We start from the raw sequence: 23,267 nt of genomic DNA, 5'->3' as shown, positions 1-23,267 counted from the left end.
CTACACTCCCTATTAATGCATCATGCGTCGTACTGCATAAATTTCTGGAACGCGTTTAATGCGTTCTACTACTTTTTTCAAGTGTTGTAAGTTACGAATCGAGATTGACATATTAATTGTTGCCATCTTATTACGGTCACTTCTACCAGAAACAGCTGAAATGTATGTTTTCGTCTCTGTAACAGCTTGCAGTACTTCATTTAATAAACCGCGGCGATCGTAACCTGAAATTTCAATATCAACGTTATACTCTATTTCTTTTTCAGGGCTACCTTCCCACTCAACTTCTAATAAACGTTCTATCGCTTCTTCTGTATGAACATTTACACAATCACGGCGGTGAATCGATACACCTCGGCCTTTCGTAATATACCCAACGATATCATCACCCGGAACTGGGTTACAGCATTTCGATAAACGGATTAATAAATTATCAGCACCGCTTACCTTTACACCAGAATCCCATTTTCGAATTTTCATCGGTTTACGAACTTCTTTGACTTCAACAATTTCTTCTTCTTCGCGTTGCTTGCGGAACTTGTCCGTTAGTCGCGTAACAATTTGCGAAGCTGTAATTCCGCTATATCCAACTGCCGCAAACATATCTTCTTCATTTGCAAAGTTAAATTTCTCAGCGACGCGTTTTAAGTTATCAGGCGCTAATACTTCTTTCATCTCATACTCTAGACCACGTACTTCCTTTTCAACAAGTTCACGGCCTTTTTCAATATTTTCGTCTCTACGTTGTTTCTTAAAGAATTGACGAATTTTATTTTTCGCATGAGATGTTTGAGCAAGTTTTACCCAATCTTGACTTGGGCCATATGAATGTTTCGACGTTAAAATTTCAATGATATCGCCGGTTTTTAATTTATAATCCAGCGTTACCATTTTCCCGTTTACTTTTGCACCAATTGTTTTATTCCCAATTTCCGAATGGACACGATACGCGAAATCAATTGGAACCGATCCAAGTGGTAATTCCATTACATCGCCTTTCGGTGTAAAGACGAATACCATGTCAGAGAATAAATCAATTTTTAATGACTCCATAAATTCTTCTGCATTAGAAGCTTCATTTTGCCATTCTAATATTTGACGGAACCACGTGAGTTTCTTCTCTAATGTACCTGTTGTTTCTGCTGTTTTTCCTTCTTTGTATGCCCAGTGTGCCGCGATCCCGAATTCTGCAATTTCGTGCATTTCTTTCGTACGAATTTGCACTTCAAGTGGATCACCTTTCGGTCCAATTACAGTCGTATGAAGAGATTGATATAGATTTGCTTTTGGCATTGCAATATAATCTTTAAAACGACCTGGCATCGGCTTCCAGCACGTATGAATAATTCCAAGCACTGCATAACAATCTTTAATACTATTTACAACGACACGTACAGCTAATAAATCGTAAATTTCATTGAACTGTTTATTTTGCAGTGCCATTTTACGATAAATACTGTAAATATGTTTCGGTCTTCCAGAGATCTCAGGTTGAATTGCAACTTCTTTTAATTTCTCACGAATACCAGTCATTACTTCGTCTAAGTATTCTTCACGTTCTGCACGTTTACGCTTCATTAAATTTACAATACGATAATATTGTTGTGGATTTAAATAGCGAAGTGACGTATCCTCTAGCTCCCATTTAATAGTACTAATTCCGAGTCTATGTGCTAAAGGTGCAAAGATTTCTAGCGTTTCATTCGCTATGCGACGCTGCTTCTCTTGAGGCAAATGTTTCAATGTACGCATGTTATGAAGACGATCAGCTAGTTTAATTAAAATAACTCGAATATCTTGAGCCATTGCAATAAACATTTTGCGATGGTTTTCTGCTTGTTGTTGTTCGTGAGATTTATATTTGATCTTCCCAAGCTTCGTAACACCATCAACAAGCATAGCAATTTCTTTGTTAAATTCCCGTTCAATATCTTCTAACGTAATCTCTGTATCTTCCACTACATCATGTAAGAAACCTGCTGATACCGTAGCTGGATCCATGTGTAAATCAACTAAAATACCTGCAACTTGAATTGGATGAATAATATACGGTTCACCCGATTTTCTGTATTGTTCGCTATGCGCATCGCGTGCATATTCATAGGCACGTGCTACTAGCTCAATATCTTCATCCACTAAATATTGACTTGCTTTCTCGAGTACCTGTTCAGCTGTTAGTACCTGCTCATTTGCCATCGAATCACCTTTTATTGAAAATTGACTTTATCTTTATTTAATAGAATAAATTATATTCTATCATTATAACCCAATGATTGTGAATTGTGAAAAGGAAAAGATTTTACTGACATTTCACCATGATTTTTTGTTCAATTATACAAAAGTACCCGCTCCTCTCCAAGAGATTCACGGGTACTTTTTATCACCGTAGTTTTACCTATATAGTGATTAGTATTTTTCTAATACTAATACATCGTAACCATCTAACATTTTACGACCATCTAAGTAAGTAAGCTCTACTAAGAATGCAATCCCTGCTACAACTCCGCCAAGTTCTTCAACTAGCTTAATTGTCGCTTCGATAGTTCCACCTGTAGCTAATAGGTCATCTGTAATTAATACGCGTTGACCTGGCTTAATTGCATCTTTATGGATTGTTAAAACATCTTTACCATATTCTTTACCGTAGTCAACTGTAATTACTTCACGTGGTAATTTTCCTAATTTACGAACTGGCGCAAATCCTACTTCTAACGCATAAGAAACTGGGCAACCGATAATGAAACCACGAGCTTCTGGTCCTACTACAACATCGATATCTCTTTCTTTTGCGTATTCAACGATTGCATCTGTTGCTGCTTTGTATGCTTTACCGTCATTCATTAAAGGTGTAATGTCTTTAAACACAATACCTTCTTTCGGATAATCCGGTACAATTGCGATATGTTGCTTGAAATCCATATTTCTGAATCCTCCTCAGATCTAAAAGGTTTGTAAATACAAATCCTTTACCCTAACTGTTCTACTTCTTTATGATTACGAATCGTTTCAAACCATGTATATAGTTGCTGATATGTGCTATAAACCAATTCTTTTTCTAATTGTAAGTGGTTCATTTTCTCACGATATGTGTTCGATTCAATTAAATCACGCTTTTGTTTTTTGTCTGCCATAAAAATGACGCCATCTTTTATTGTAACAAATTCTAACTCAAAAAACACCTGTGTCATAAAATTTACTGTATCTTTTGACCAACCTTTATGACGACATAGTTGTTCTCCATATTGTCTTAAAGAAAATGGTGTTTTTTGGTTTAAGAAAGAATAATACCATTTAAAGTGTTCTCTCGTAGGAACTGTACTAAATAAGTGGTTATTCTCTTGATAAAATAGCGTATAAATTCGCGCTGGGAATCCTGCCTTAAATAACTCACGTAATTCATCGGTTCCTTTTGGTAAATCAAGTAACACGATATATTGATCATCTAAATGCGTTACTTCTGAAGCATGCATGAGCTTTTCTTTATAGCTCTCTAAAGAGAATTTATTCAATACCTCTTCAGAAAAATACACCATTGTTATTTTTTCTTTCGGAAGTTCTGCTAAATTTGCTTCTGCATTACGCATACTACGCCAATCAAATAATTGCCACGCCTCTACAGCAATATCTTGTACCATTAGTTGTGGCTTCTTAAAATTATTCCATTCATTGATGGATGCTTCTCCTATTACAGATACTTTTGCAACTGGAGAGATTTCTTTAGCATATGCACCAAAACCAAATCCAATTGTATCCAGTGTTGCTTGTCCATCACGAAGAGCCATTTTTAAATGAGAACCATCTGATCCGATTGCGCGAATGCTTTCTAACTCTGCATCTTTTACTGCAATACGTGGTTTCGGATTTCCAATACCAAACGGGGCTAGTTTTTGCATATCTTCAATTGCCGCTAGCGTTACATCCTCTACTTTGCAAAAAACATCAACTGCTGTAATTGGAATAAAATCTTCTTCTGTTAAAATCGCATCTGCTTGTTCATTTAATCGGCGACGTAATTCATCTACATCATTCATATGTAGCGTCATTCCCGCTGCCATCGGATGCCCTCCGAAGTGTGGCAATAACTCTCTACAATCTGATAAGTTTGCAAACAAATCAAATCCTGCAATACTACGTGCTGAGCCTTTTGCTGTTTCTTTTATAGGATCGATGCTTAATACAATCGTCGGACGATAAAAACGTTCAACTAATTTAGAAGCAACAATTCCAATTACCCCTGGGTTCCAGCCTTCTTTTGCAAGTACTAATACTTTGTTTTCTTCTGGCGGGAATTTATTTTCAACTTCAGCGATAGCTTCTTCTGTAATTTGCTTTACAATATCTTTTCGCAGTTTGTTCAGCTCATCAATTTCTTCGGCCAACTCTTTCGCTTCCTCTGGATCATCTGATAATAAAAGGTGTACAGCCGGCGCAGCATCTTCTAAACGCCCAACCGCATTAATACGAGGTGCAATTGAGAAGCCAATACTCTCTTCTGTAATTTCACTTTGCGAAACGTTAGCAACTTTAAACAATGCCTTCAAACCAATATTTCTCGTCATACGCATATGTTTTAAACCGCGTTTCACTAGCAACCTATTTTCACCATGAAGTGATACTAAATCGGCTACTGTACCGATTACTGCAATCTCTAATAAATGTTCTGGTACACGGCCTAATAGTGCATGCGCAACTTTAAACGCAACACCTACACCAGCTAAATAGTGAAACGGATATACGCCACCTTCTAATTTCGGATGTATAATCGCAAGCGCTTCTGGCAATTCTGGCGGTGGCTCATGGTGATCTGTAATAATTAGATCTATTCCAAGCTCTTTCGCTACATTCGCTTCATGTACTGCTGCGATGCCAGTGTCGACAGTAATAATCAGTGAGAAACCTGCACTATGCGCCCAACGAAATGCTTCTTCGTTCGGTCCATACCCTTCTGTAAAACGATTTGGAATGTAAAATTCTACTTCTGCACCTAATTCTTGAAGAGCAAGATATAAAACCGTCGTACTACTTACTCCGTCCGCATCATAATCACCAAATATTAATATTTGCTCTCCATTTTGAATCGCCTTATTTACACGTTCTACCGTTCTATCCATTCCTTCTAATAAAAATGGATCATGAAATTCTTGATTTTCTGTATTTAAAAAATCTAAAATCTTATCTTCTGTATCTAGTCCTCTACCGAGGAATAATGAAACGACAAGTGGCGATAACTGTAATTTACTTGCTAATTCACTCACTCGCTCGTCATTATATTCTTTTTCTTTCCAACGCGTCTTCGGTTGTAACACGAAATCACCCCTTAACCTGTTCATTATACAAGACAGATTAAGGGGTGACAATATAATGCAAACTACGATGCAATATCTATATACTAAAATGTTAATGATGTTTAATTTGGAGAATACGGATTTATATGTACGAATACATTTTGTACATTATCTTGTTTCATAAGTATTTCTTTCACATGTTTTCCAATACGGTGTCCTTCTTCTACGGTAATGTATGGATCTACAGACACTTTAATATCGACAATAACATAATGACCATGCTCCCGTGCATATAAAGAACCAATTTTTTTCACACCATCTACTTGAAGAACGGCCTCTCTAAGCGGAATAACATCCTCCTCATGAAGAACATGGTCAAGCGTTGCATGAATTGCTTCCGCTCCAATGCTCCATGCCATTTTTACAACAAGAAGTGAAACAACTAATCCTGCAATCGGATCAGCATATACGAGCCAGTCTATACCAAACTTACCACCGATTATAGCTGCACAAATACCGATTAAAGCTGCAATTGAAGAAAATACATCAGAACGGTGCTCATATGCATTTGCAATAATTGCATCACTGTTTACTCTTTTCCCTAATCGGAATTTATATTGAAACATTCCTTCTTTCACGACGATTGAAAGAACAACAGCAAATATCGTAATTCCTTTCGGCGGTTCTAGTTCTTGCGAAAAAGCTTTTATAGACGAAATCGCGATTTCAAGTCCCACAATAAATAATAATACCGCAACAATAATCGCTGAAATCGATTCCGCTTTACCATGACCATACGGATGATCCTCATCAGGTGGCTGCTTTGCCGCTCGCAGTCCAAAAAGTACAGCTAGCGAACCTATTACATCTGATGCAGAATGCACGGCATCCGCTAATAACGCTTTACTGTTCCCAATATAACCAATTACCGCCTTTACAATCGCTAATATAATATTACCAACGATCCCGACAATAGCACCAAACTCGGCCTGTTTAAAACGTTCATCTTTTTCCATAATTAAAATCCCTTCTTTTCTTAACCTATCTTTTTATTTTAACAAAAACAGCGATAACACCACCACTTTCTTCCATCTTCTTTCTGTTAAAAAGTTGCTATCTTATTGTATCCACAAACGAAAAAAGAGATGCCTCATAAAGAGACATCATCTTTTCTATACTTGCGGTTCAGATTCTACTTTCTCAACCTTCTTCTTGTTTTTTCCCTTTTTCAAACGACGGTTTTCAAGCATTAACCAAATTTGAGAGGCAACGAAAACAGAAGAGTACGTACCTACAATTAATCCAACAAGTAACGCAAACGAGAAGTTACGTAGTGACTCACTACCGAAGATAAGCAGTGCAATTACTGGGAATAACACTGTTAATACGGTGTTAATCGAGCGACCAAGCGTTTGGCGAATACTTGCATTTACGATTTCTTCTAGATCTTTTATATCGCGCACTCGTTTTTTCTGTTTGTATAATTCACGGTTTCTATCAAATGTAACAATCGAGTCATTAATAGAATAACCGATGATTGTTAACACTGCAGCGATAAACGTTAAGTCTACCTCTAGTTGGAAAATACTAAACATAACAACCATAACGAAAGCGTCATGTAATAATGCAAGTACTGCAGATAACGCATACGTAAATCGGAATCGAATACTTACGTATAAAATGATAACCGCAGAAGCAATCAGTACAGCGATAAATGCATTTCGTGCAATTTCTTTACCGATTGTCGGTGAAACTGTACTTATGTTTGGATCTGTACCATATTTATCGTGGAAGAATGTTTTTGTTTTCGCAATTTCATCTTTTGATAAAACACCTAATGTACGAACTGCGAAACCTTTATTGTCATCTCCAGTCGGTACAATATTTTCTTCCTTCACATCAATGTTCAATTCTTTAAAATCTTTATGAACATCAGACACCGTAACGGCTTGTTTTGATTGCAAGTCAATACGTGTACCACTTGCAAAGTCAATACCAAGATTCAATTTGAAAATTGGTAAGATAATTGCACCCGCAATTACAACTACAATCGAGAAGATAAGGAATTTATGACCGATATTTACGAAGTTAATACGATCAAATCTCGTTGGCGGATGTACTACACCTTTTGTTAATGGAATAATATCCTTTTGTTTCACACCAAAATATCCTGGTTTTTTATCAAAGTAACGGCTCTTTACAAGTAAACCTAGTAAGAAACGAGTACCGAATACGTTCGTAATAAAACCAACTAAAATACTTACGATTAAACTTGTTGCGAATCCTTTTACAGAGCTATTACCATAAACGAATAACACACCAGCTGCCGCAAGAGTTGTAACGTTTGCATCTAGAATTGTTGCTAATGAACGATGGTTACCAGCGCGGAATGCCGACATCATGGACTTACCAATTTTCAACTCTTCTTTCAGTCTCTCGTACGTAATAATATTCGCATCAACTGCGATACCTACTCCGAGCACTAACGCCGCAATACCTGGCAACGTAAGAACTGCATGCATCCAGTTAAAGACAAGTAATGTAACGAAAATGTATAAACCTAACATAATAACCGCTACAAGTCCTGGTAAACGGTAGAATACAAGCATAAATAAGAAAATAAGAGCGATACCAATCGCACTAGCGAAAATCGTTTGCTCTAACGCTTGTTGACCAAACTTCGCTCCAACAGATGTTGAATACATTTCTTTTAAATCAACAGGAAGTGCACCTGCATTTAATAAAGATGAAAGTTGTTTCGCACTTTCAACTGTGAAGTTTCCACCTACGATAGATACTTCAGCTTGGTTAAATACTTGGTTTACTGTTGCTGCTGATAAGAACTTCGGATTCGGTTTTGCAGATTCTGCTTTGTACGAATCTTTTCCTTCTTCAAAATCAAGCCAAATTACCATTAAATTCGTTGGTGGTGGCATTTTTGAAATTTTTTCAGTTACTTCACGGAATTTTTCAGCGCTCTTTAGTGTAAGACCTACGCTCGCACGGCCTTGCTCATCAAATGTTTGCTTCGCTCCGCCGCCTTTTAAATCCGTTCCGTCCATAAGAAGATTATCATCTACATCACGGAATGTTAATTTCGCTTGTGTTGATAACATTTCACGTGCTTTTTGCTGATCTTGTACACCAGCAAGCTGTACACGAATTCGATCTTGCCCTTCGATTTGAATGTTCGGCTCACTTACACCGAGAACATTGACACGATTCTCAAGAGCACCTACTGTACTTACAAGTACGTCTCGATCGATTTTGTCACCTTTTTTGGCTGGTTTTACTTCATACAGAATTTCAAAACCACCGCGAAGGTCTAGTCCTAGACTAATTCCTTTTGCTATGTCTTTTCCTGCCGCACCAATTACTCCACCGATTAATAAAACGATGAGGAAAAAGGCGGCAATTCTCGTACCACGCTTTGCCATATGTACCCTCTTTCCGCTACTAACACTTTAAATAAATCTCTTACGATTCACTTTTACACGTGTGCATACGTCTAGTTAGTAGACTTCCTTTCTATAATTTTGCTAGCTCATCACTAGCTGTGCCGGTACGTTTTCACGATACCTGCACTTTCATTATTTGTTTTCTCTCTTCACTACCTCCTTTATATATGATCTTAGACATAATTATTTCCTGATTATCAATACCTATCATTATACTGCAAAAGGAAGAACAAACCAATTGCAGTCGGTTATTTATTTTCATATTCATCAAATGACCAAAGTGGCGCTTGATATGCTTCAACAGTTAAATATGTCATATATTCATTAGCACTTACTGTTAATACGTCATTAACTAATTCATACAATCTAACATCGCTGTCTATCTTCTTCCACTTTTTTACTTTAAGAAACTTCCAAATGTCATCATCTGTCACTCTGTCGTAGCCGAACATTTGAAACTCTTCTACTTTACTTTCTAAAACGACTTGTAACTGTCCGCGGTATGATTCTACCAAAGCCTCTCTATCTAACATCTATAACATCTCCTTCTTATTTCGCACGAAAAGTCGCTTTTATTCCCGCTCTAATGGACAGCAATAACTACTTTCAAGAGCACTATCATATTTCACTCTCTTAAATGCTTGTCATTCTTGTCTCGTACGTGCATATAAATTATTGTAAATCATTCCATTGATTTTGAGAAGGTAGGAGAAGAACATGACGAGACAAAGCTTTTTAAAAGGCGCATTTATTTTAATGATAGCCGGCTTTATTACAAAAATACTCGGCTTTATCAACCGCATAGTAATGGCACGTATTTTGGGAGAAGAAGGCGTTGGTCTTTATATGATGGCCGTTCCTACATTCATTTTAGCAATTACATTGACACAAATTGGTCTTCCTGTCGCAATCGCAAAATTTGTAGCAGAAGCGGAAGCTGTGAACGATAAACAAAGAGTTAAAAAAATATTAACCGTATCACTAGCTGTTACATCCGTTATTAGTATCATTTTAACAATCGGAATTATGTTCCTCACACCTATTTTAGCAAAAACATTATTAACCGACGAAAGAACGTACTATCCATTAATGGCCATTTTGCCCGTTGTTCCTGTTATTGCTGTTTCTTCTGTTTTGCGTGGTTATTTTCAAGGGAAACAAAACATGAAACCTAGCGCTTATGCGCAAGTTCTAGAACAAGTCGTCCGCATTACCATTATTGCTATATGCATTCAATTATTTTTACCTTACGGCATAGAATACGCTGCAGCCGGCGCTATGTTATCAGCTGTTCTCGGTGAAGTTGCATCGTTATTATTTTTACTCACGTTATTTCAGCGAGAAAAACATTTATCAATACGCTCTGGATTTTTTACTACTGTAAAGGAAAGCAAAGGGACATTTTATTCTCTGATGGATATTGCCCTTCCAACTACAGGAAGTCGTTTAATCGGCTCCGTTTCATATTTTTTTGAACCTATTGTCGTTATGCAAAGCTTAGCAATTGCTGGTGTCGCTGCTTCTGTTGCAACTCAGCAATACGGTATATTAAACGGTTATGCATTCCCGCTTCTATCACTACCCGCCTTTATTACATACGCTCTCTCTACAGCGCTCGTCCCTTCTATTAGTGAAGCAATGGCAAAAAGACAACATAAATTAGTGGAGCACCGTTTACAACAAGCACTTCGAATTTCATTAATTACCGGCGGATGGTCTGTCGTTATATTATACGTATTCGCTTCTCCTGTTTTAACTCTTATGTATGGGTCAGACAGTGCAACAGCATTCATTCAACTTCTTGCGCCTTGCTTTTTATTTCATTATTTCCAAAGTCCACTTACCTCTGTTTTGCAAGCTTTAAACTTAGCAAGAGCTGCAATGATGAATACATTTATTGGTGCCATCGTGAAATTAATCGTTATTTTTGTACTAGCATCAAGGCCAGAATTTCAAATGATGGGGGTTGCTCTCGCTATTGCTGCAAATATTGTAACAGTAACATTTCTTCACTACGCTACTGTTTTAAAAAAGATTACATTTACCATTTACGCAAAAGACTATATTTTCGGTGGACTCGCCATCGGTATCGCGGGCGCCTTCGGTTTTTATCTTCATAAATATATTATTTTCTCTCATGCCCTTGGCATACAAACATTATGGGAAATCACTTTAACAACAATTGTTTATATCGTACTTCTCTTCACTTTCAAACTCATTCGAAAAGAAGAGTTAAGTCGTCTCCCTATCATTCGTAAACTTTCATTTTTGAAATAAGTTGAAACTTTAATCAGTGGGGTAATCTCCACTGATTATTAGTTAAACTAATCATTCTTACTCTTTCAAAGGATAAATCTCTAATCTTCTTTTAAATCAACAAAAAATTTTCCGTTTTGAAAACTACAGTATAAAATTTGTGTTACATCGTTATAACCTAAGTTTTTTAATTTCTCAATAAGCCATGCATCTGTATGTTCAATCATTTGTAAATGACTAGATTGAATTTCTCCATCAATAATAAGAGGAAGCGTAAACTGCAATGTATCTTGTTTATTTTTTTGTTTTTGAAAGACAGATAACTTCCCAGACGGTTCCAAAATAGCATATTCTACATCCCGAATATCTCCAACTCCTTGTTCCCTTAATTGCATCATTAAATCATCTATATTATAACGTTGCTTTCTCATCTTCTTTTCATCAATCTTTCCCGCGTTTACAAGAATAGCCGGCTCACCTTCTATTAAATGCCGAAAGCGTTGATACTTTAGGGAAATGACTGACAAAATAATTTGGATGCACATAAGAAAAGTCATCGGAACTAATTGATGCCAAAGTGATTTATCGGTATTTTCAATTGCCACTACAGCCATTTCTCCAAGCATAATAAATACGACTAAATCTAATACACTTAGCTCTCCTATCTCACGTTTACCCATAAGACGAAAAATAATTAAGATGATGATATACAAAAGCATTGTCCGTCCAATTATTGATATCCATTCCATTTCTACATCTCCTTTTTTACGTATAGACTCCCCTATAAAAAAGAAACTAGTCTAACTTAGACAAAAGGAAAATATGCTTGTATTAAAAAGGGGGAATGCATAAATGGATAGAACGAAAAAATTATCAACTGCAATTGGCTTCGGTATTATTACACTACTAATTCTCGCATCTATTACTAGCATGATTATGGCTCTTTTATTAAAGTTTACGAATATAAACGAAGGGACATTAACCGTTACTATTTTTATACTCGCTCTTTTATCTATGCTTATGTCTGGATTTACTGCCGGCAAAAAGGCTCAAGGAAAAGGTTGGCTAGTAGGTCTCACAACAGGTCTCACGTTCACTATACTCGTTTTTCTAGTTAACTATTTAGGCTTTTCTCAAACTTTATCGAACTCACAATTACTTTATCAATTAGCATTAATGGGGGCGAGTACACTCGGTGGTATTTTCGGTGTAAATATGTCAAAGCAAAGTAACTAAAAAAGGCCCTGCATATTTCATGCAGGGCCTTCCAAATTAGTTTTTCACAACTTCACGAATCGCATTGCGATCGAACGTTAAGTGTGAACCACCAGATTTAATAACAATTTTCGTCTCATCTACTGATTCGATTGTACCGTGTAAACCACCGATTGTTACGATAGCATCACCTTTTGCTAACTCACTTTGCATTTGAGCAACTGCTTTTTGACGTTTTTGTTGCGGGCGAATTAATAAGAAATAGAAAATCGCAAACATCGCAACGATCATAACGATATTCATCATACCTGCATTCATCTTTTGTTCCTCCTTTTAAATTATGTATTAGAAGTTTTTAGCATTCGGTTTATTAAAGCCATACTGTTCAAAGAACTCTTCGCGGAAATCGCCAAGACGGTCTTCACGAATAGCTTGTCTCACCTGCTCCATTAAGTTTAACAGAAAATGAAGGTTGTGATAAGACGTTAAACGAATTCCGAACGTTTCATCACATTTCATTAAGTGACGAATGTACGCACGAGAGTAGTTTTTACATGTGTAGCAATCACAGTTTGGATCAAGCGGACCGAAGTCTCTTGCGAATTTCGCATTTTTTACAACGAGGCGACCTTCACTTGTCATACATGTACCATTTCGAGCGATACGAGTTGGAAGTACGCAGTCAAACATATCAATACCACGAATTGCGCCATCGATTAACGAGTCAGGAGAACCTACACCCATTAAGTAACGAGGCTTATTATCTGGAAGAAGTGGTGTTGTAAACTCAAGTACACGGTTCATAATATCTTTCGGTTCGCCTACAGATAAACCACCTACAGCGTAACCAGGGAAGTCCATTGAAACAAGATCTTTCGCACTTTGACGACGAAGCTCTTCGTACTCTCCCCCCTGTACAATACCGAATAAACCTTGATCTTGCGGACGTTCATGCGCTTTTAAGCAACGTTCTGCCCAGCGGCTCGTACGCTCTACAGATTTCTTCATATATTCAAAAGTAGCTGGGAATGGTGGACACTCATCAAATGCCATCATAATATCTGAACCTAATGCATTTTGGATTTCCATCGCTTTTTCTGGTGATAAGAATAATTTATCTCCATTTAAGTGATTACGGAAGTGAACGCCTTCCTCTTCAATACGACGGAAGTCACTTAAACTGAATACTTGGAAACCACCAGAGTCTGTTAAGATTGCACGATCCCAGTTCATAAATTTATGCAAACCGCCTGCTTCACGAATAATTTCATGACCTGGACGTAGCCATAAATGATACGTATTACTTAAAATAATGCCAGAATCCATTGCTTTTAATTCTTCTGGTGACATTGTCTTAACTGTTGCAAGTGTACCAACTGGCATAAATGTTGGTGTATCAAATGAACCGTGCGGCGTATGCACACGACCTAAACGGGCACCCGTTTGTTTACATGTCTTAATAAATTCATAACGAATTGCTGTCATAACTTACTCCTTTTATTTGTTTCTCATTTTAGCGTGAGATGCAACGAACATTGCATCACCGAAGCTAAAGAAACGATATTTTTCTTTTACTGCTTCATTATAAGCATGAAGTACATTATCTCTATTTGCAAATGCACTTACAAGCATAATTAATGTTGATTTCGGTAAATGGAAGTTTGTAATTAAACCATCAATTGCTTTAAATTCATATCCCGGATACATGAAAATATCTGTCCATCCAGAAGCGGCGCAAAGCTTACCTTCATGATCTGTTGCAATTGTTTCTAACGTACGAGTTGATGTCGTACCTACAGTAATAATACGTCCACCATTCTCTTTCACACGATTTAATAATGCCGCTGTCTCTTCAGACATATGATAATATTCTGCGTGCATATGGTGTTCTTCAATCGTGTCTGCAGAAACTGGTCTAAATGTTCCAAGTCCTACGTGAAGTGTAATGAATGCTAACTGAACGCCTTTTTGCTTTAACTTCTCAAGTAACTCTTCTGTAAAGTGAAGTCCCGCAGTCGGCGCTGCTGCTGAACCGATTTCTTTCGCATATACTGTTTGATAGCGATCGCGATCTTCTAGCGTCTCTTTAATATATGGAGGAAGTGGCATTTCCCCAAGTTCATCTAAAATTTCATAGAAGATGCCGTCATATGAAAATTCAAGCTGACGTCCACCTTGATCTGCAGTTCCTGTGCAAGTTGCTTTTAATTTCCCTTCGCCAAAAGAGATAACAGTTCCTTCTTTTACACGTTTCGCTGGCTTTACAAGCGTTTCCCACTTATCACCTTCTTCTTGTTTTAAAAGAAGTACTTCAATGTGCGCGCCTGTATCTTCTTTCACACCGTGCAAACGAGCAGGCATAACTTTCGTTTCATTTAAAACTAAGCAATCCCCCTCATGTAAGTAAGAAAGAATATCCGTAAAATGTTTATGCTCAATATCACCTGTTTCACGGTCTAACACCATTAATCTTGATGTTTCACGCTCTTCTAACGGGACTTGTGCAATAAGTTCTTCTGGTAAATGAAAATCAAACAGATTTATATCCATAGCTATATCCACCTATTTCTTATTTAAATCGATTTATTATATACATAATAAAAGATAATACAATACTTAACACAATACATGTAATGATAGGAAAATAAAAGGTAACGTTTCCTTTTTTCACAAAAATATCGCCTGGAAGCCTTCCAATGAACTTCCAAGCTAATCCAACAACGATGAGTAAGATCCCGGCTGTAATAAGCAGCTTTGGCATCTCCGTCATACTTTTGGTATCTCCATTCCGAAATGTTCATACGCAAGCGGCGTTACAATTCGGCCCCTCGGCGTTCGTTGTAAAAAGCCAATTTGTAATAAATACGGCTCATACACATCTTCAATCGTATGAGATTCTTCTCCAATTGTTGCTGAAACCGTTTCTAATCCAACTGGACCGCCACGGAATTTCTCAATAATACCAAGCAGTAATTTATGATCAATATGATCTAGACCTAATTTATCTACTTGCAGTAGCTCTAATGCCATTTGTGTAATTTCCATCGTAACCGTTCCATTACCACGAACTTGTGCGAAATCACGTACACGTCTTAAAAGACGATTCGCAATACGAGGTGTACCACGAGCACGTCTTGCAATTTCTAATGCAGCTAACGAATCGATTTCAACTTCAAATACTTCTGCTGTACGTTCAACAATCGCAGAAAGCTGATCTACTGTGTAGTACTCTAACCTTGAAAGTACACCGAAGCGGTCACGAAGCGGTGCCGATAATGCTCCAGCACGTGTTGTTGCTCCAACTAATGTAAATGGCGGTAAATCTAGGCGTACAGAACGTGCTGAAGGCCCTTTTCCAATTACAATATCAAGGCAAAAGTCTTCCATCGCAGGATACAATACTTCTTCAATTGATCTATGCAAACGATGAATTTCATCAATAAATAATACATCACCTGGCTGAAGCGCTGTTAATACAGCAGCTAAATCTCCTGGTCTTTCAATTGCGGGACCTGAAGTTGTTCTAACATTAACGCCCATCTCATTGGCAATAATATTCGCAAGCGTCGTTTTACCAAGACCTGGTGGTCCATATAAAAGCACGTGATCTAACGTTTCTTCACGCATTTTCGCCGCTTCAATAAATACTTCTAAATTATGTTTCGCTTTATCTTGGCCAATATACTGACGGAGCGTCTGTGGCCGTAATGAATATTCTAAATCCGCATCTTCATATGCAGATTCCCCTGAAAGGAGACGTTCGTCCATTATACTCACCTCTTACCATTTAGTAAAAGACTAAGTGCCTTTTTAATATACTGATCCGTCGTTAATGCTTCTTTTAATAACTCTGGTACAACACGAGAAACTTCGCGTTCTGCGTATCCAAGTGCGCGCAGAGCTTCCAGTGCCTCATCAAGCTCAGCTGATGAACCTTTCTTCTCATCAAAACGTTCTGTGTCTGAGAATAAATCAACAAATGCATCTGGTACGACATCTGCTAGTTTTCCTTTTAAATCTAAAATCATTTGGCGTGCTGTTTTCTTTCCGACGCCTGGGAATTTCACTAAAAACTTCTCATCTTCATGCTCAATCGCTTGAACGACCTGTCCTGTTTGACCAGAAGCTAAAATTGCAAGAGCGCCTTTTGGCCCAATGCCAGACACGCCTAACAACTTTGTAAATAATAAACGCTCTTCACGTGTTTTAAAACCGTAAAGTGCCATAATATCTTCTCTCACATAATGATATGTATAGACACGGATTTCTTGCTTACTTCTTTGAAATACATACGGATTTGGTGTGAAAATTTGATAACCAATTCCATTATGATCAATTACGACATATTCCGGCCCTACATACTCCACGTAACCTGTAACATATTCAAACAAAATACGATCTCTCCCTCTTAAATCATGTATTCCATTTTAACATATTTAATGATAGAAAAGCGAGACTGCCCCAACAAATGTTCTCCACTTGAAACTTCTGTTGTTTTCCATTGACAGAAAGGTTAAAGCACCTTAATATACAGAAGTCGATAATGATTATCAATACTAATTAAAGGGGTTACATCAGGATGAAACGTAAGCTATTTATTTTATTTACTATTATGCTTGTTGTTCTTTCTATCGTTGGCTGTTCTTCTCAAAAAGAAGAATCGAAAGCAAAAGAACAACCGAAAACAAAAGTTGTAAAACATGCTAAAGGTGAAGCTACAATTCCAGTAAATCCAAAGAGAATTGTTGACTTATCTGGATCAACAGAAGAACTATTACTTCTTGGACATAAACCTGTTGGTACAGCAAATACATATAAAGATAAAATCCAAAATCACTTAACAGACAAGTTAGATGGAGTAAAAGCAGTAGGTTGGTACTGGGCACCTAAAGTTGATTTAGAAGCTGTTACTGCTTTAAAACCAGACTTAATTATTTTAAACAACCGTCAATTAAAAATTTATGATCAACTAGAAAAGGTTGCACCTACAGTTGTTCTAGAAACAAACTTAGAAGACTGGCGTGGTAAGTTTAAAGAAGTAGGTAAGCTATTTGACGAAGAGAAGAAAGCAGACAAATGGATTGCAGACTACGATAAGAAAGCAGACTCTTTATCTAAAAAAATTAAAGAGAAAACAAAAGATGAGAACTTTATGTTCGTTGCAGTTACACCACAAAACTTCCGTGTATACGGTAGCTTCGGATACGGTGACATCATCTTTAATGACTTAAAACTTCCAGCAACAAAAGGTACGGATTTAAAACAAACGATGGCGCAAGTATCACTAGAAGGTCTAGTTGCATTCCAGCCTGACCAAATGTTTATTGTAAACTTCGGCGGCGAAGCTGATAAAGTTTACGAAGACTACAAAAACAGTGCCGTTTGGAAAGACAATAAAGCAGTTAAAAATAATCACGTATATGAAGTATCAAATGAAGTCTTCAATACGAAAACATTCAATCCAATCGGAAAAGATATGCTAATTGATGAAATCGCAAAAGAAATTTTAGCTAAAAATAAATAAGAAAAAAAGCAGCTCACCATGAGCTGCTTTTTTTCTTACTTTGAACTGCGTATTGCTTCATTTTTTCAATCGTCTTCACAAAACCTTCTTTTGATTTAATACGAATGCCACGTTTCAATTTCGCACGTTCATAGCTCTCAAGCTTTTTCATATCAATTTGAAAGAAAGAATGGATCGCATTATCATTTTTTGGCACACCTTTGAAAATTTGTAATATCCCTTCCTCTGAAACACCAAAATACCCGCTCGTTTTCAATAACGGAGAAATATCATCAACTTTCTTTTGCAATACAATTTGTACATCATCACGATCAACGAGCTGCCATTCTTTATACTGCTGTAAAAACTTTTCTAAATCCGTCACTTTTTCTGTAAGTATTTCTTCGCTTACTTCGCCATCAACATACATACGCTCTAATAAAATTGTAACCTCAGGTTCTTTTTTCGTTACTTCTGGTACTGGCCCTTCCGCCTTCACATTCGTTTCATAAACGAAACAAAACATCATAACGAAAGCTTGCATCGCAATCAGTATCCATTTCATTTCCGTTCACCTCTTTTAGGCAAGATCATACTTTCATTAGTAGTTTTTCCGGAAATGGGGGTTTTATCCCTAATTCATAGAATGCCATCATTAAGAATTATAGTGTTCAATTACTTTTATCTATTTGGAAACACATTGATTATGCGAAAGCTTCTTTATATCTTTATTTGATTGTACTGTTACAATATAAACCCCCATTAGTACAATTATCATTCCAACTATTTGTTGCCACGTAACAGCTGCTCCATATAAGACAACTGATATACCAGTAGCTACAATAGGTGTTAGATTTAAATACACACTCGCTTTGCTTGCACCTAGCTCTTCTACTCCTTTATTAAACACGATATATCCAATTAATGTCCCGCATATGACCATATACAACATTTCTATCCATCCCTGTAAAGAAAATGTTACAACCTTTCCCCATCCATCTTCATATAGAGAAAGGCCTGCTAAAAACACAGTACCCAATACCGTCATACTCATTGTAGTTAACAAAGGGGAGACACCACTCATAACTTTTTTTCCTGTTAAGCTATATAAAACCCCACAGGTTAAAGCAGCTATAAATAAAAGATCTCCCTTATTAAATGCCAAAGACATAAGTATATGCATTGAACCACCCGTAATAACAACTATTACACCGACAAGGGACAAAGTTAAACTTATTCCGACTTTTATACTCCAAGGCTCTTTAAAAAACAATATTGCTCCCAATGTTACAAAAACGGGCATTGTAGCAATGATAAGTGAGCCATTCAGAGTGGAAGTATAGTTAAGTCCCATGAAGAAAAAAACATTGTAGCCAAAAATACCTGTTAACGATACAAATAACAGCCCTTTCCAATTCTTTAATAACAAACTTGTATCCCACTCAGATTTCATAAAAACTATGCCTATTAAAATAAAACCAGCTAAACCAAAACGAATTGTTGCTGCAGTAATTGGTGGAATCTCCGTAATAATATGCTCCGCTGTCGCAAAAGAGCCACCCCAAAACAACGGAACAAGTAACATAATTACGTACATTCGATTTATACTATTCATTTTTATTACCCCTTTTCCACAAAACGCGTTTATAAGTTTAAACTTGTTTACTTATCAATCAAAAAAAATTAATAATTTGACTCTATCGCTTGAATTAAATCTTTTACCTGTTTTAAAAACTCTCCAGCCACTATAGAATAAAAAATTTCTTTTCCATTTCGATCGGCTTCAACTAGTTCTGCTTGTTTTAAAATTTTTAAATGATGCGAAACAGCCGGTCTAGAAATTCCCATTTCATCTGTTATTTGTGTTACATTCATCTGTTTGCTTTCTAATAATAGCATAATAATTTGCTGGCGATTCTCATCTCCTAACGCCTGAAATATAGGTGTTACAACCTGAAATTTCTCTAATACAACTTCTGTATTTCTACATTCAAAATTCTCCATATCCTATTCATCCCAACCTTTTATGTCTAAAAAACATGTAATATATTACCATTAAATAGTAACTCTTTCATATACAATTGTAAATAACTTTATTTTCTGACTTTAATTCTAATCAAAAAAGGAAGATTGGATTCCTCCATTCTTCCCATTACATTCATATAAAATGAAAGACGCCTGCAAAGCAGGCGTCTTGATGCGTTTACGGCGAGAGACCAGGCGACCACATTCGCGTGTTTAGCACTTAAGCATATCTCTCGTCTTACGTAAATTAGCTCATCGCTTTGCTAATATAACATTAATAAAGTATAAGTGCAACATGTTTATAAAAATATTTTATTTCCTCTTTCATCCAAATAAATCAAACGCAAATTATAAATTGATAAATGCAATATATATATTACAATAAACATAATAGCGAAATCATCATAAACGGGAGATAGATATTATGAAACAAATAAAGGATGAACGTCTCATTCTGCAAACGTTAAAAAACATACGTATTGTCTTTCTTTTTCAATCACTTGGTATAATCGGTATTTTAGGCTATATCGGATTTACTGAAGGAATAGATCAAATTACGAAATCTCCATTATGGCTAGTATTTATTCTTACGAGTATGATCCTTAGTTATTTACAGTTAAGTGTTTCAATTGATGTAGAAGAAAGTGAAAAGGAGATAAAATTAACTCCTTATTACAAAATTGTTTTACGGTCTCTTATTGTAGGAATCGTTATGGCTATTATTTATATCATTTTCAGTCCAGAAAGCCCCCTATTTGAAGCTATTTTAACAGGTGGTATTCTCTTCATATGCTTTTTAGGTTCTTATTCCGTTAGTTATTTTATTAAAAAACGTCGTTTACAAGACGAAGATGAATAAAGAGGAAGGGCTCCCCCTTCCTCTTTTGTTTTGCTATCGCACTGTACCAGTTAAACCGTAACGAATGTCTCTGAACATATTTCCTATATCACGATTAAAATCGTTTGTAACTGTACCGTTACGTAGACGCGTACTCATTGCATCGACACGAGTAAACATATCATTTCTTACAGAAACATATACGTTTCTGTTTCCAACTTCATTTGCAACAGCTTGACGAATTTCGTTCGCCATCGCCGTTTCATTTGTCACTGTGTTACGTGGTTTTACCGCAATCGCTACATCGTTTCCATATACAACTGTAGACACACGGTCTACGTTATTCATACGTTTCACACGATTTGTTATTCTTTCAGCTGTTTTACCATCATTGTTAATGTATGAATTGTTCATTGTAATATTACGAGTTGGATGCGGATTAGCAATTTGTCCATTGTAATTTACATCACGGTAATAATTGTATCCTGTATCGTTACGACCATTTCTATATGTTACATAATCTGTATAACGATCATTACGCGTCACATTATCACGATACTGGTGTGTATCATTATAAGATGTACGCTCGTAATTGTAGTTACGTCCATCCATTGCATTGTTTTTTGGTGTACCACATGCAGCTAATGCACTAGTAACTAACAAAGAAGCAGCAATCACTTTTACTTTCGTATTCAATACAAAAACCCCCTCTGTTAGAATGAGCTTCTCTACTGAAAAGCTCCCTCTTATGATGAGTAACAGAGAAGGTTTTTACACTGTTAATATTTCACTGGGAATTTTCTAGCACTTCATAAAAAAACTGCCTTTTCTTAATTAACAGGAATGCAAAAAAGGCGGGAATACTCCCGCCTTTTTAAACTTCTTCTTCGTCCTCTTCTTCTGAAACGGGCTCTCCAAATACATTTGGTGGATCTGGTTGATAATACATCGTTCCTGGCTGTGGTGCATATGCAGACTGAGTTGGTTGATAATATAAAGGATTCGCATATTGCGGACCGCCTGGTTGTGGACTATATAGTCTACTTTCTCCTCCGCATCCACAATCTTCCTCACCCTGCACAAGCGGCGGCATGTTATTATCCATTGGCATCATATTCGGGTTTTGCATAGACGTATGTTGCGGTCCAAACGGCGCTCCTTGCTGATATGGCATTTGATATGGATTTGGTTGTTGATAATACGGATTCGGCGGCATCATGGGCATTTGATAGGGCATCATATTTGGTGGTTGATTGTTATCCATACTCGGCATCATATTCGGCATTTGATTGTTATCCATAATTGGCATTATATTCGGCATTTGATTGTTATCCATGATTGGCATCATATTCGGCATTTGATTGTTATCCATAATTGGCATCATATTCGGCATTTGATTGTTATCCATAATTGGCATCATATTCGGCATTTGATTGTTATCCATGATTGGCATCATATTCGGCATTTGGTTATTATCCATAATTGGCATTATATTCGGCATTTGATTGTTATCCATAATTGGCATCATATTCGGCATTTGATTGTTATCCATAATTGGCATCATATTCGGCATTTGATTGTTATCCATGATTGGCATCATATTCGGCATTTGGTTATTATCCATAATTGGCATTATATTCGGCATTTGATTGTTATCCATAATTGGCATCATATTCGGCATTTGATTGTTATCCATAATTGGCATCATATTCGGTGGTTGATTGTTATCCATAATTGGCATCATATTCGGCATTTGATTGTTATCCATAATTGGCATTATATTCGGTGGTTGGTTGTTATCCATGATCGGCATTATATTTGGCATTTGAATATTTGGCGGTATGACTTGTGGAATAACTACATTTTCTTTCGATACATTTGGCGATACTATATTTCCTACATTCTCTTTCTTCACTTGTGGTGACACTATATTTCCTACATTCTCTTTCTTCACTTGTGGTGACACTATATTCCCTACATTTTCTTTTTTCACTTGCGGCGATACTATATTTCCTACATTTTCTTTTTTCACTTGCGGCGACACTATATTCCCTACATTTTCTTTTTTCACTTGTGGTGACACTATATTCCCTACATTTTCTTTTTTCACTTGCGGCGACACTATATTCCCTACATTTTCTTTTTTCACTTGCGGCGATATTATATTATTTTTTTTCGTTTGCGGAGAAATGATATTGTTAGGTTTCATTTTACTAATTTGAGGAGCAATTAACTCGCTTCCTTTTTTTATTACATCTGAAATTTTATATTCTTTTTTCGGTTTTATTGGTGGTTGTGGCGGCTGCGGTAATACATTTACCGAAAACTTCGTGTTTTCTTTTTCCGCCGGTTTTTGTTTTTCTATCACAGGTGGTTTTTGAATAACAGACGGTTTTTCTTTTTGAATTGGCTGTTCTTTTTGCACCTCTTTTTGCGGTTTCACCTGTACTTCTTTTTGCGGCTTTACCTGCATCTCCTTCTGTGGTTTCACCTGTACTTCTTTTTGTGGCTTTACTTGCATCTCTTTCTGCGGTTTTACTTGCACTTCTTTTTGTGTTTGTTGCATAGCTGGCTGCTGTGTAATTGGTGCTGATTGATACGTAACTTCTTCCTCATCTTCTATTCCAAGCGGAGTTGGTGTTGCTGCAAATTCTTTTTGCTGCACTTCTTTTACGTATTGCTTTGGA

Annotated in this window: 21 protein-coding genes; 4 read left to right on the top strand and 17 right to left on the bottom strand. The window is 36.7% G+C overall.

Going from position 1 to position 23,267, the window contains the following annotated elements:
• Positions 1-12: 12 nt before the first annotated feature.
• The 6 genes from relA to ES895_RS01890 all read right to left on the bottom strand — a co-directional run bounded on the left by relA (position 13) and on the right by ES895_RS01890 (position 9,276).
• Positions 13-2,196, bottom strand: a complete 2,184-nt coding sequence (relA, locus tag ES895_RS01915) for a GTP diphosphokinase (protein WP_001262811.1) — start codon at positions 2,194-2,196, stop codon at positions 13-15.
• A gap of 210 nt (positions 2,197-2,406) precedes the next feature.
• The gene (locus tag ES895_RS01910; RefSeq protein ID WP_000346215.1) at positions 2,407-2,919 is read right to left on the bottom strand and encodes an adenine phosphoribosyltransferase; all 513 of its coding nucleotides are present in this window, start codon (positions 2,917-2,919) and stop codon (positions 2,407-2,409) included.
• Between the two features lie 47 nt (positions 2,920-2,966).
• Positions 2,967-5,306 carry a single-stranded-DNA-specific exonuclease RecJ gene (gene recJ / locus ES895_RS01905; protein WP_000941236.1) on the bottom strand — a complete coding sequence of 780 codons (2,340 nt, stop codon included), beginning with the start codon at positions 5,304-5,306 and terminating at the stop codon, positions 2,967-2,969.
• A gap of 101 nt (positions 5,307-5,407) precedes the next feature.
• Positions 5,408-6,301, bottom strand: coding sequence for a cation diffusion facilitator family transporter (locus tag ES895_RS01900; protein ID WP_000409741.1), 894 nt, complete (start codon positions 6,299-6,301; stop codon positions 5,408-5,410).
• Positions 6,302-6,457: 156 nt separating this feature from the next.
• A complete protein-coding gene (gene secDF, locus ES895_RS01895; protein WP_001119065.1) occupies positions 6,458-8,722 on the bottom strand; it encodes a protein translocase subunit SecDF in 2,265 nt (754 codons plus the stop codon).
• A 269-nt stretch (positions 8,723-8,991) separates the two neighbouring features.
• Positions 8,992-9,276, bottom strand: coding sequence for a post-transcriptional regulator (locus ES895_RS01890; protein ID WP_000886978.1), 285 nt, complete (start codon positions 9,274-9,276; stop codon positions 8,992-8,994).
• A gap of 184 nt (positions 9,277-9,460) precedes the next feature.
• Here ES895_RS01890 and spoVB point away from each other — a divergent pair, with 184 nt between their 5' ends.
• Positions 9,461-11,020: a stage V sporulation protein B gene (gene spoVB / locus ES895_RS01885; protein ID WP_000198300.1), complete on the top strand. Its 1,560-nt coding sequence runs from the start codon at positions 9,461-9,463 to the stop codon at positions 11,018-11,020.
• Between the two features lie 80 nt (positions 11,021-11,100).
• Here spoVB and ES895_RS01880 read toward each other — a convergent pair whose 3' ends face one another.
• Complete coding sequence (locus tag ES895_RS01880) at positions 11,101-11,748, bottom strand: DUF421 domain-containing protein (RefSeq protein WP_058840262.1); 648 nt, start codon at positions 11,746-11,748, stop codon at positions 11,101-11,103.
• A gap of 103 nt (positions 11,749-11,851) precedes the next feature.
• On the opposite strand from ES895_RS01880, the gene ES895_RS01875 reads away from it, so the two are divergent.
• The gene (locus ES895_RS01875) at positions 11,852-12,235 is read left to right on the top strand and encodes a TIGR04086 family membrane protein (protein ID WP_053512757.1); all 384 of its coding nucleotides are present in this window, start codon (positions 11,852-11,854) and stop codon (positions 12,233-12,235) included.
• 36 nt (positions 12,236-12,271) lie between these two features.
• Here ES895_RS01875 and yajC read toward each other — a convergent pair whose 3' ends face one another.
• The 6 genes from yajC to ruvA are packed head-to-tail and all read right to left on the bottom strand — an operon-like array spanning position 12,272 to position 16,605.
• Complete coding sequence (gene yajC / locus ES895_RS01870) at positions 12,272-12,532, bottom strand: preprotein translocase subunit YajC (protein ID WP_000991115.1); 261 nt, start codon at positions 12,530-12,532, stop codon at positions 12,272-12,274.
• A 27-nt stretch (positions 12,533-12,559) separates the two neighbouring features.
• Positions 12,560-13,699 (bottom strand): tRNA guanosine(34) transglycosylase Tgt, encoded by a 1,140-nt coding sequence (gene tgt, locus ES895_RS01865; protein ID WP_000125365.1) that lies wholly within the window; start codon positions 13,697-13,699, stop codon positions 12,560-12,562.
• Positions 13,700-13,711: 12 nt separating this feature from the next.
• Positions 13,712-14,764, bottom strand: coding sequence for a tRNA preQ1(34) S-adenosylmethionine ribosyltransferase-isomerase QueA (queA, locus tag ES895_RS01860; protein ID WP_000354034.1), 1,053 nt, complete (start codon positions 14,762-14,764; stop codon positions 13,712-13,714).
• A gap of 19 nt (positions 14,765-14,783) precedes the next feature.
• Positions 14,784-14,984, bottom strand: a complete 201-nt coding sequence (locus tag ES895_RS01855; RefSeq protein ID WP_000138162.1) for a DUF2905 domain-containing protein — start codon at positions 14,982-14,984, stop codon at positions 14,784-14,786.
• Positions 14,981-15,982 (bottom strand): Holliday junction branch migration DNA helicase RuvB, encoded by a 1,002-nt coding sequence (gene ruvB / locus ES895_RS01850; RefSeq protein WP_000344449.1) that lies wholly within the window; start codon positions 15,980-15,982, stop codon positions 14,981-14,983. Before ruvB ends, ES895_RS01855 begins: the two co-directional genes overlap by 4 nt.
• Positions 15,983-15,987: 5 nt before the next feature.
• Positions 15,988-16,605, bottom strand: a complete 618-nt coding sequence (gene ruvA, locus ES895_RS01845) for a Holliday junction DNA helicase RuvA (protein WP_000464509.1) — start codon at positions 16,603-16,605, stop codon at positions 15,988-15,990.
• Between the two features lie 188 nt (positions 16,606-16,793).
• Here ruvA and ES895_RS01840 point away from each other — a divergent pair, with 188 nt between their 5' ends.
• Positions 16,794-17,738, top strand: coding sequence for an iron-hydroxamate ABC transporter substrate-binding protein (locus ES895_RS01840; RefSeq protein ID WP_098218617.1), 945 nt, complete (start codon positions 16,794-16,796; stop codon positions 17,736-17,738).
• 13 nt (positions 17,739-17,751) lie between these two features.
• Here ES895_RS01840 and ES895_RS01835 read toward each other — a convergent pair whose 3' ends face one another.
• From ES895_RS01835 to ES895_RS01825, 3 genes are all read right to left on the bottom strand, one after another.
• A complete protein-coding gene (locus ES895_RS01835; protein ID WP_000871174.1) occupies positions 17,752-18,282 on the bottom strand; it encodes a BofC C-terminal domain-containing protein in 531 nt (176 codons plus the stop codon).
• A gap of 120 nt (positions 18,283-18,402) precedes the next feature.
• Positions 18,403-19,332, bottom strand: a complete 930-nt coding sequence (locus tag ES895_RS01830; protein WP_048567727.1) for a DMT family transporter — start codon at positions 19,330-19,332, stop codon at positions 18,403-18,405.
• A 68-nt stretch (positions 19,333-19,400) separates the two neighbouring features.
• On the bottom strand, positions 19,401-19,721 hold the full coding sequence (locus ES895_RS01825; RefSeq protein ID WP_000426922.1) for an ArsR/SmtB family transcription factor: 321 nt from the start codon (positions 19,719-19,721) through the stop codon (positions 19,401-19,403).
• Positions 19,722-20,166: 445 nt separating this feature from the next.
• Between ES895_RS01825 and ES895_RS01820 the strand changes: the two genes are divergently transcribed.
• Positions 20,167-20,601, top strand: a complete 435-nt coding sequence (locus ES895_RS01820; protein WP_135238147.1) for a branched-chain amino acid ABC transporter substrate-binding protein — start codon at positions 20,167-20,169, stop codon at positions 20,599-20,601.
• 33 nt (positions 20,602-20,634) lie between these two features.
• Here the strand turns inward: ES895_RS01820 and ES895_RS01815 are convergent, their stop codons facing one another.
• Positions 20,635-21,276: a YhcN/YlaJ family sporulation lipoprotein gene (locus ES895_RS01815; RefSeq protein WP_001093541.1), complete on the bottom strand. Its 642-nt coding sequence runs from the start codon at positions 21,274-21,276 to the stop codon at positions 20,635-20,637.
• Positions 21,277-23,267 lie beyond the last annotated feature (1,991 nt).

The organism is Bacillus sp. 007/AIA-02/001 (genome assembly GCF_004634455.1).
GTDB classification, from domain to species: Bacteria; Bacillota; Bacilli; order Bacillales; family Bacillaceae_G; genus Bacillus_A; species Bacillus_A cereus.
This window is presented reverse-complemented; position numbering and strand designations above follow the sequence as displayed.

What these genes read in the sequence shown, in the direction of transcription:
- ruvB (WP_000344449.1), bottom strand. Translation starts at nt 15,982, where the DNA reads ATGGACGAACGTCTCCTTTCAGGGGAATCTGCATATGAAGATGCGGAT.
- ES895_RS01855 (WP_000138162.1), bottom strand. Translation starts at nt 14,984, where the DNA reads ATGACGGAGATGCCAAAGCTGCTTATTACAGCCGGGATCTTACTCATC.
- ES895_RS01840 (WP_098218617.1), top strand. Translation starts at nt 16,794, where the DNA reads ATGAAACGTAAGCTATTTATTTTATTTACTATTATGCTTGTTGTTCTT.
- ES895_RS01820 (WP_135238147.1), top strand. Translation starts at nt 20,167, where the DNA reads ATGAAACAAATAAAGGATGAACGTCTCATTCTGCAAACGTTAAAAAAC.
- secDF (WP_001119065.1), bottom strand. Translation starts at nt 8,722, where the DNA reads ATGGCAAAGCGTGGTACGAGAATTGCCGCCTTTTTCCTCATCGTTTTA.
- relA (WP_001262811.1), bottom strand. Translation starts at nt 2,196, where the DNA reads ATGGCAAATGAGCAGGTACTAACAGCTGAACAGGTACTCGAGAAAGCA.
- ES895_RS01890 (WP_000886978.1), bottom strand. Translation starts at nt 9,276, where the DNA reads ATGTTAGATAGAGAGGCTTTGGTAGAATCATACCGCGGACAGTTACAA.
- ES895_RS01830 (WP_048567727.1), bottom strand. Translation starts at nt 19,332, where the DNA reads ATGAATAGTATAAATCGAATGTACGTAATTATGTTACTTGTTCCGTTG.
- ES895_RS01910 (WP_000346215.1), bottom strand. Translation starts at nt 2,919, where the DNA reads ATGGATTTCAAGCAACATATCGCAATTGTACCGGATTATCCGAAAGAA.
- yajC (WP_000991115.1), bottom strand. Translation starts at nt 12,532, where the DNA reads ATGAATGCAGGTATGATGAATATCGTTATGATCGTTGCGATGTTTGCG.
- ES895_RS01900 (WP_000409741.1), bottom strand. Translation starts at nt 6,301, where the DNA reads ATGGAAAAAGATGAACGTTTTAAACAGGCCGAGTTTGGTGCTATTGTC.
- ES895_RS01875 (WP_053512757.1), top strand. Translation starts at nt 11,852, where the DNA reads ATGGATAGAACGAAAAAATTATCAACTGCAATTGGCTTCGGTATTATT.
- queA (WP_000354034.1), bottom strand. Translation starts at nt 14,764, where the DNA reads ATGGATATAAATCTGTTTGATTTTCATTTACCAGAAGAACTTATTGCA.
- ES895_RS01880 (WP_058840262.1), bottom strand. Translation starts at nt 11,748, where the DNA reads ATGGAATGGATATCAATAATTGGACGGACAATGCTTTTGTATATCATC.
- ES895_RS01825 (WP_000426922.1), bottom strand. Translation starts at nt 19,721, where the DNA reads ATGGAGAATTTTGAATGTAGAAATACAGAAGTTGTATTAGAGAAATTT.
- tgt (WP_000125365.1), bottom strand. Translation starts at nt 13,699, where the DNA reads ATGACAGCAATTCGTTATGAATTTATTAAGACATGTAAACAAACGGGT.
- spoVB (WP_000198300.1), top strand. Translation starts at nt 9,461, where the DNA reads ATGACGAGACAAAGCTTTTTAAAAGGCGCATTTATTTTAATGATAGCC.
- ES895_RS01835 (WP_000871174.1), bottom strand. Translation starts at nt 18,282, where the DNA reads ATGAAATGGATACTGATTGCGATGCAAGCTTTCGTTATGATGTTTTGT.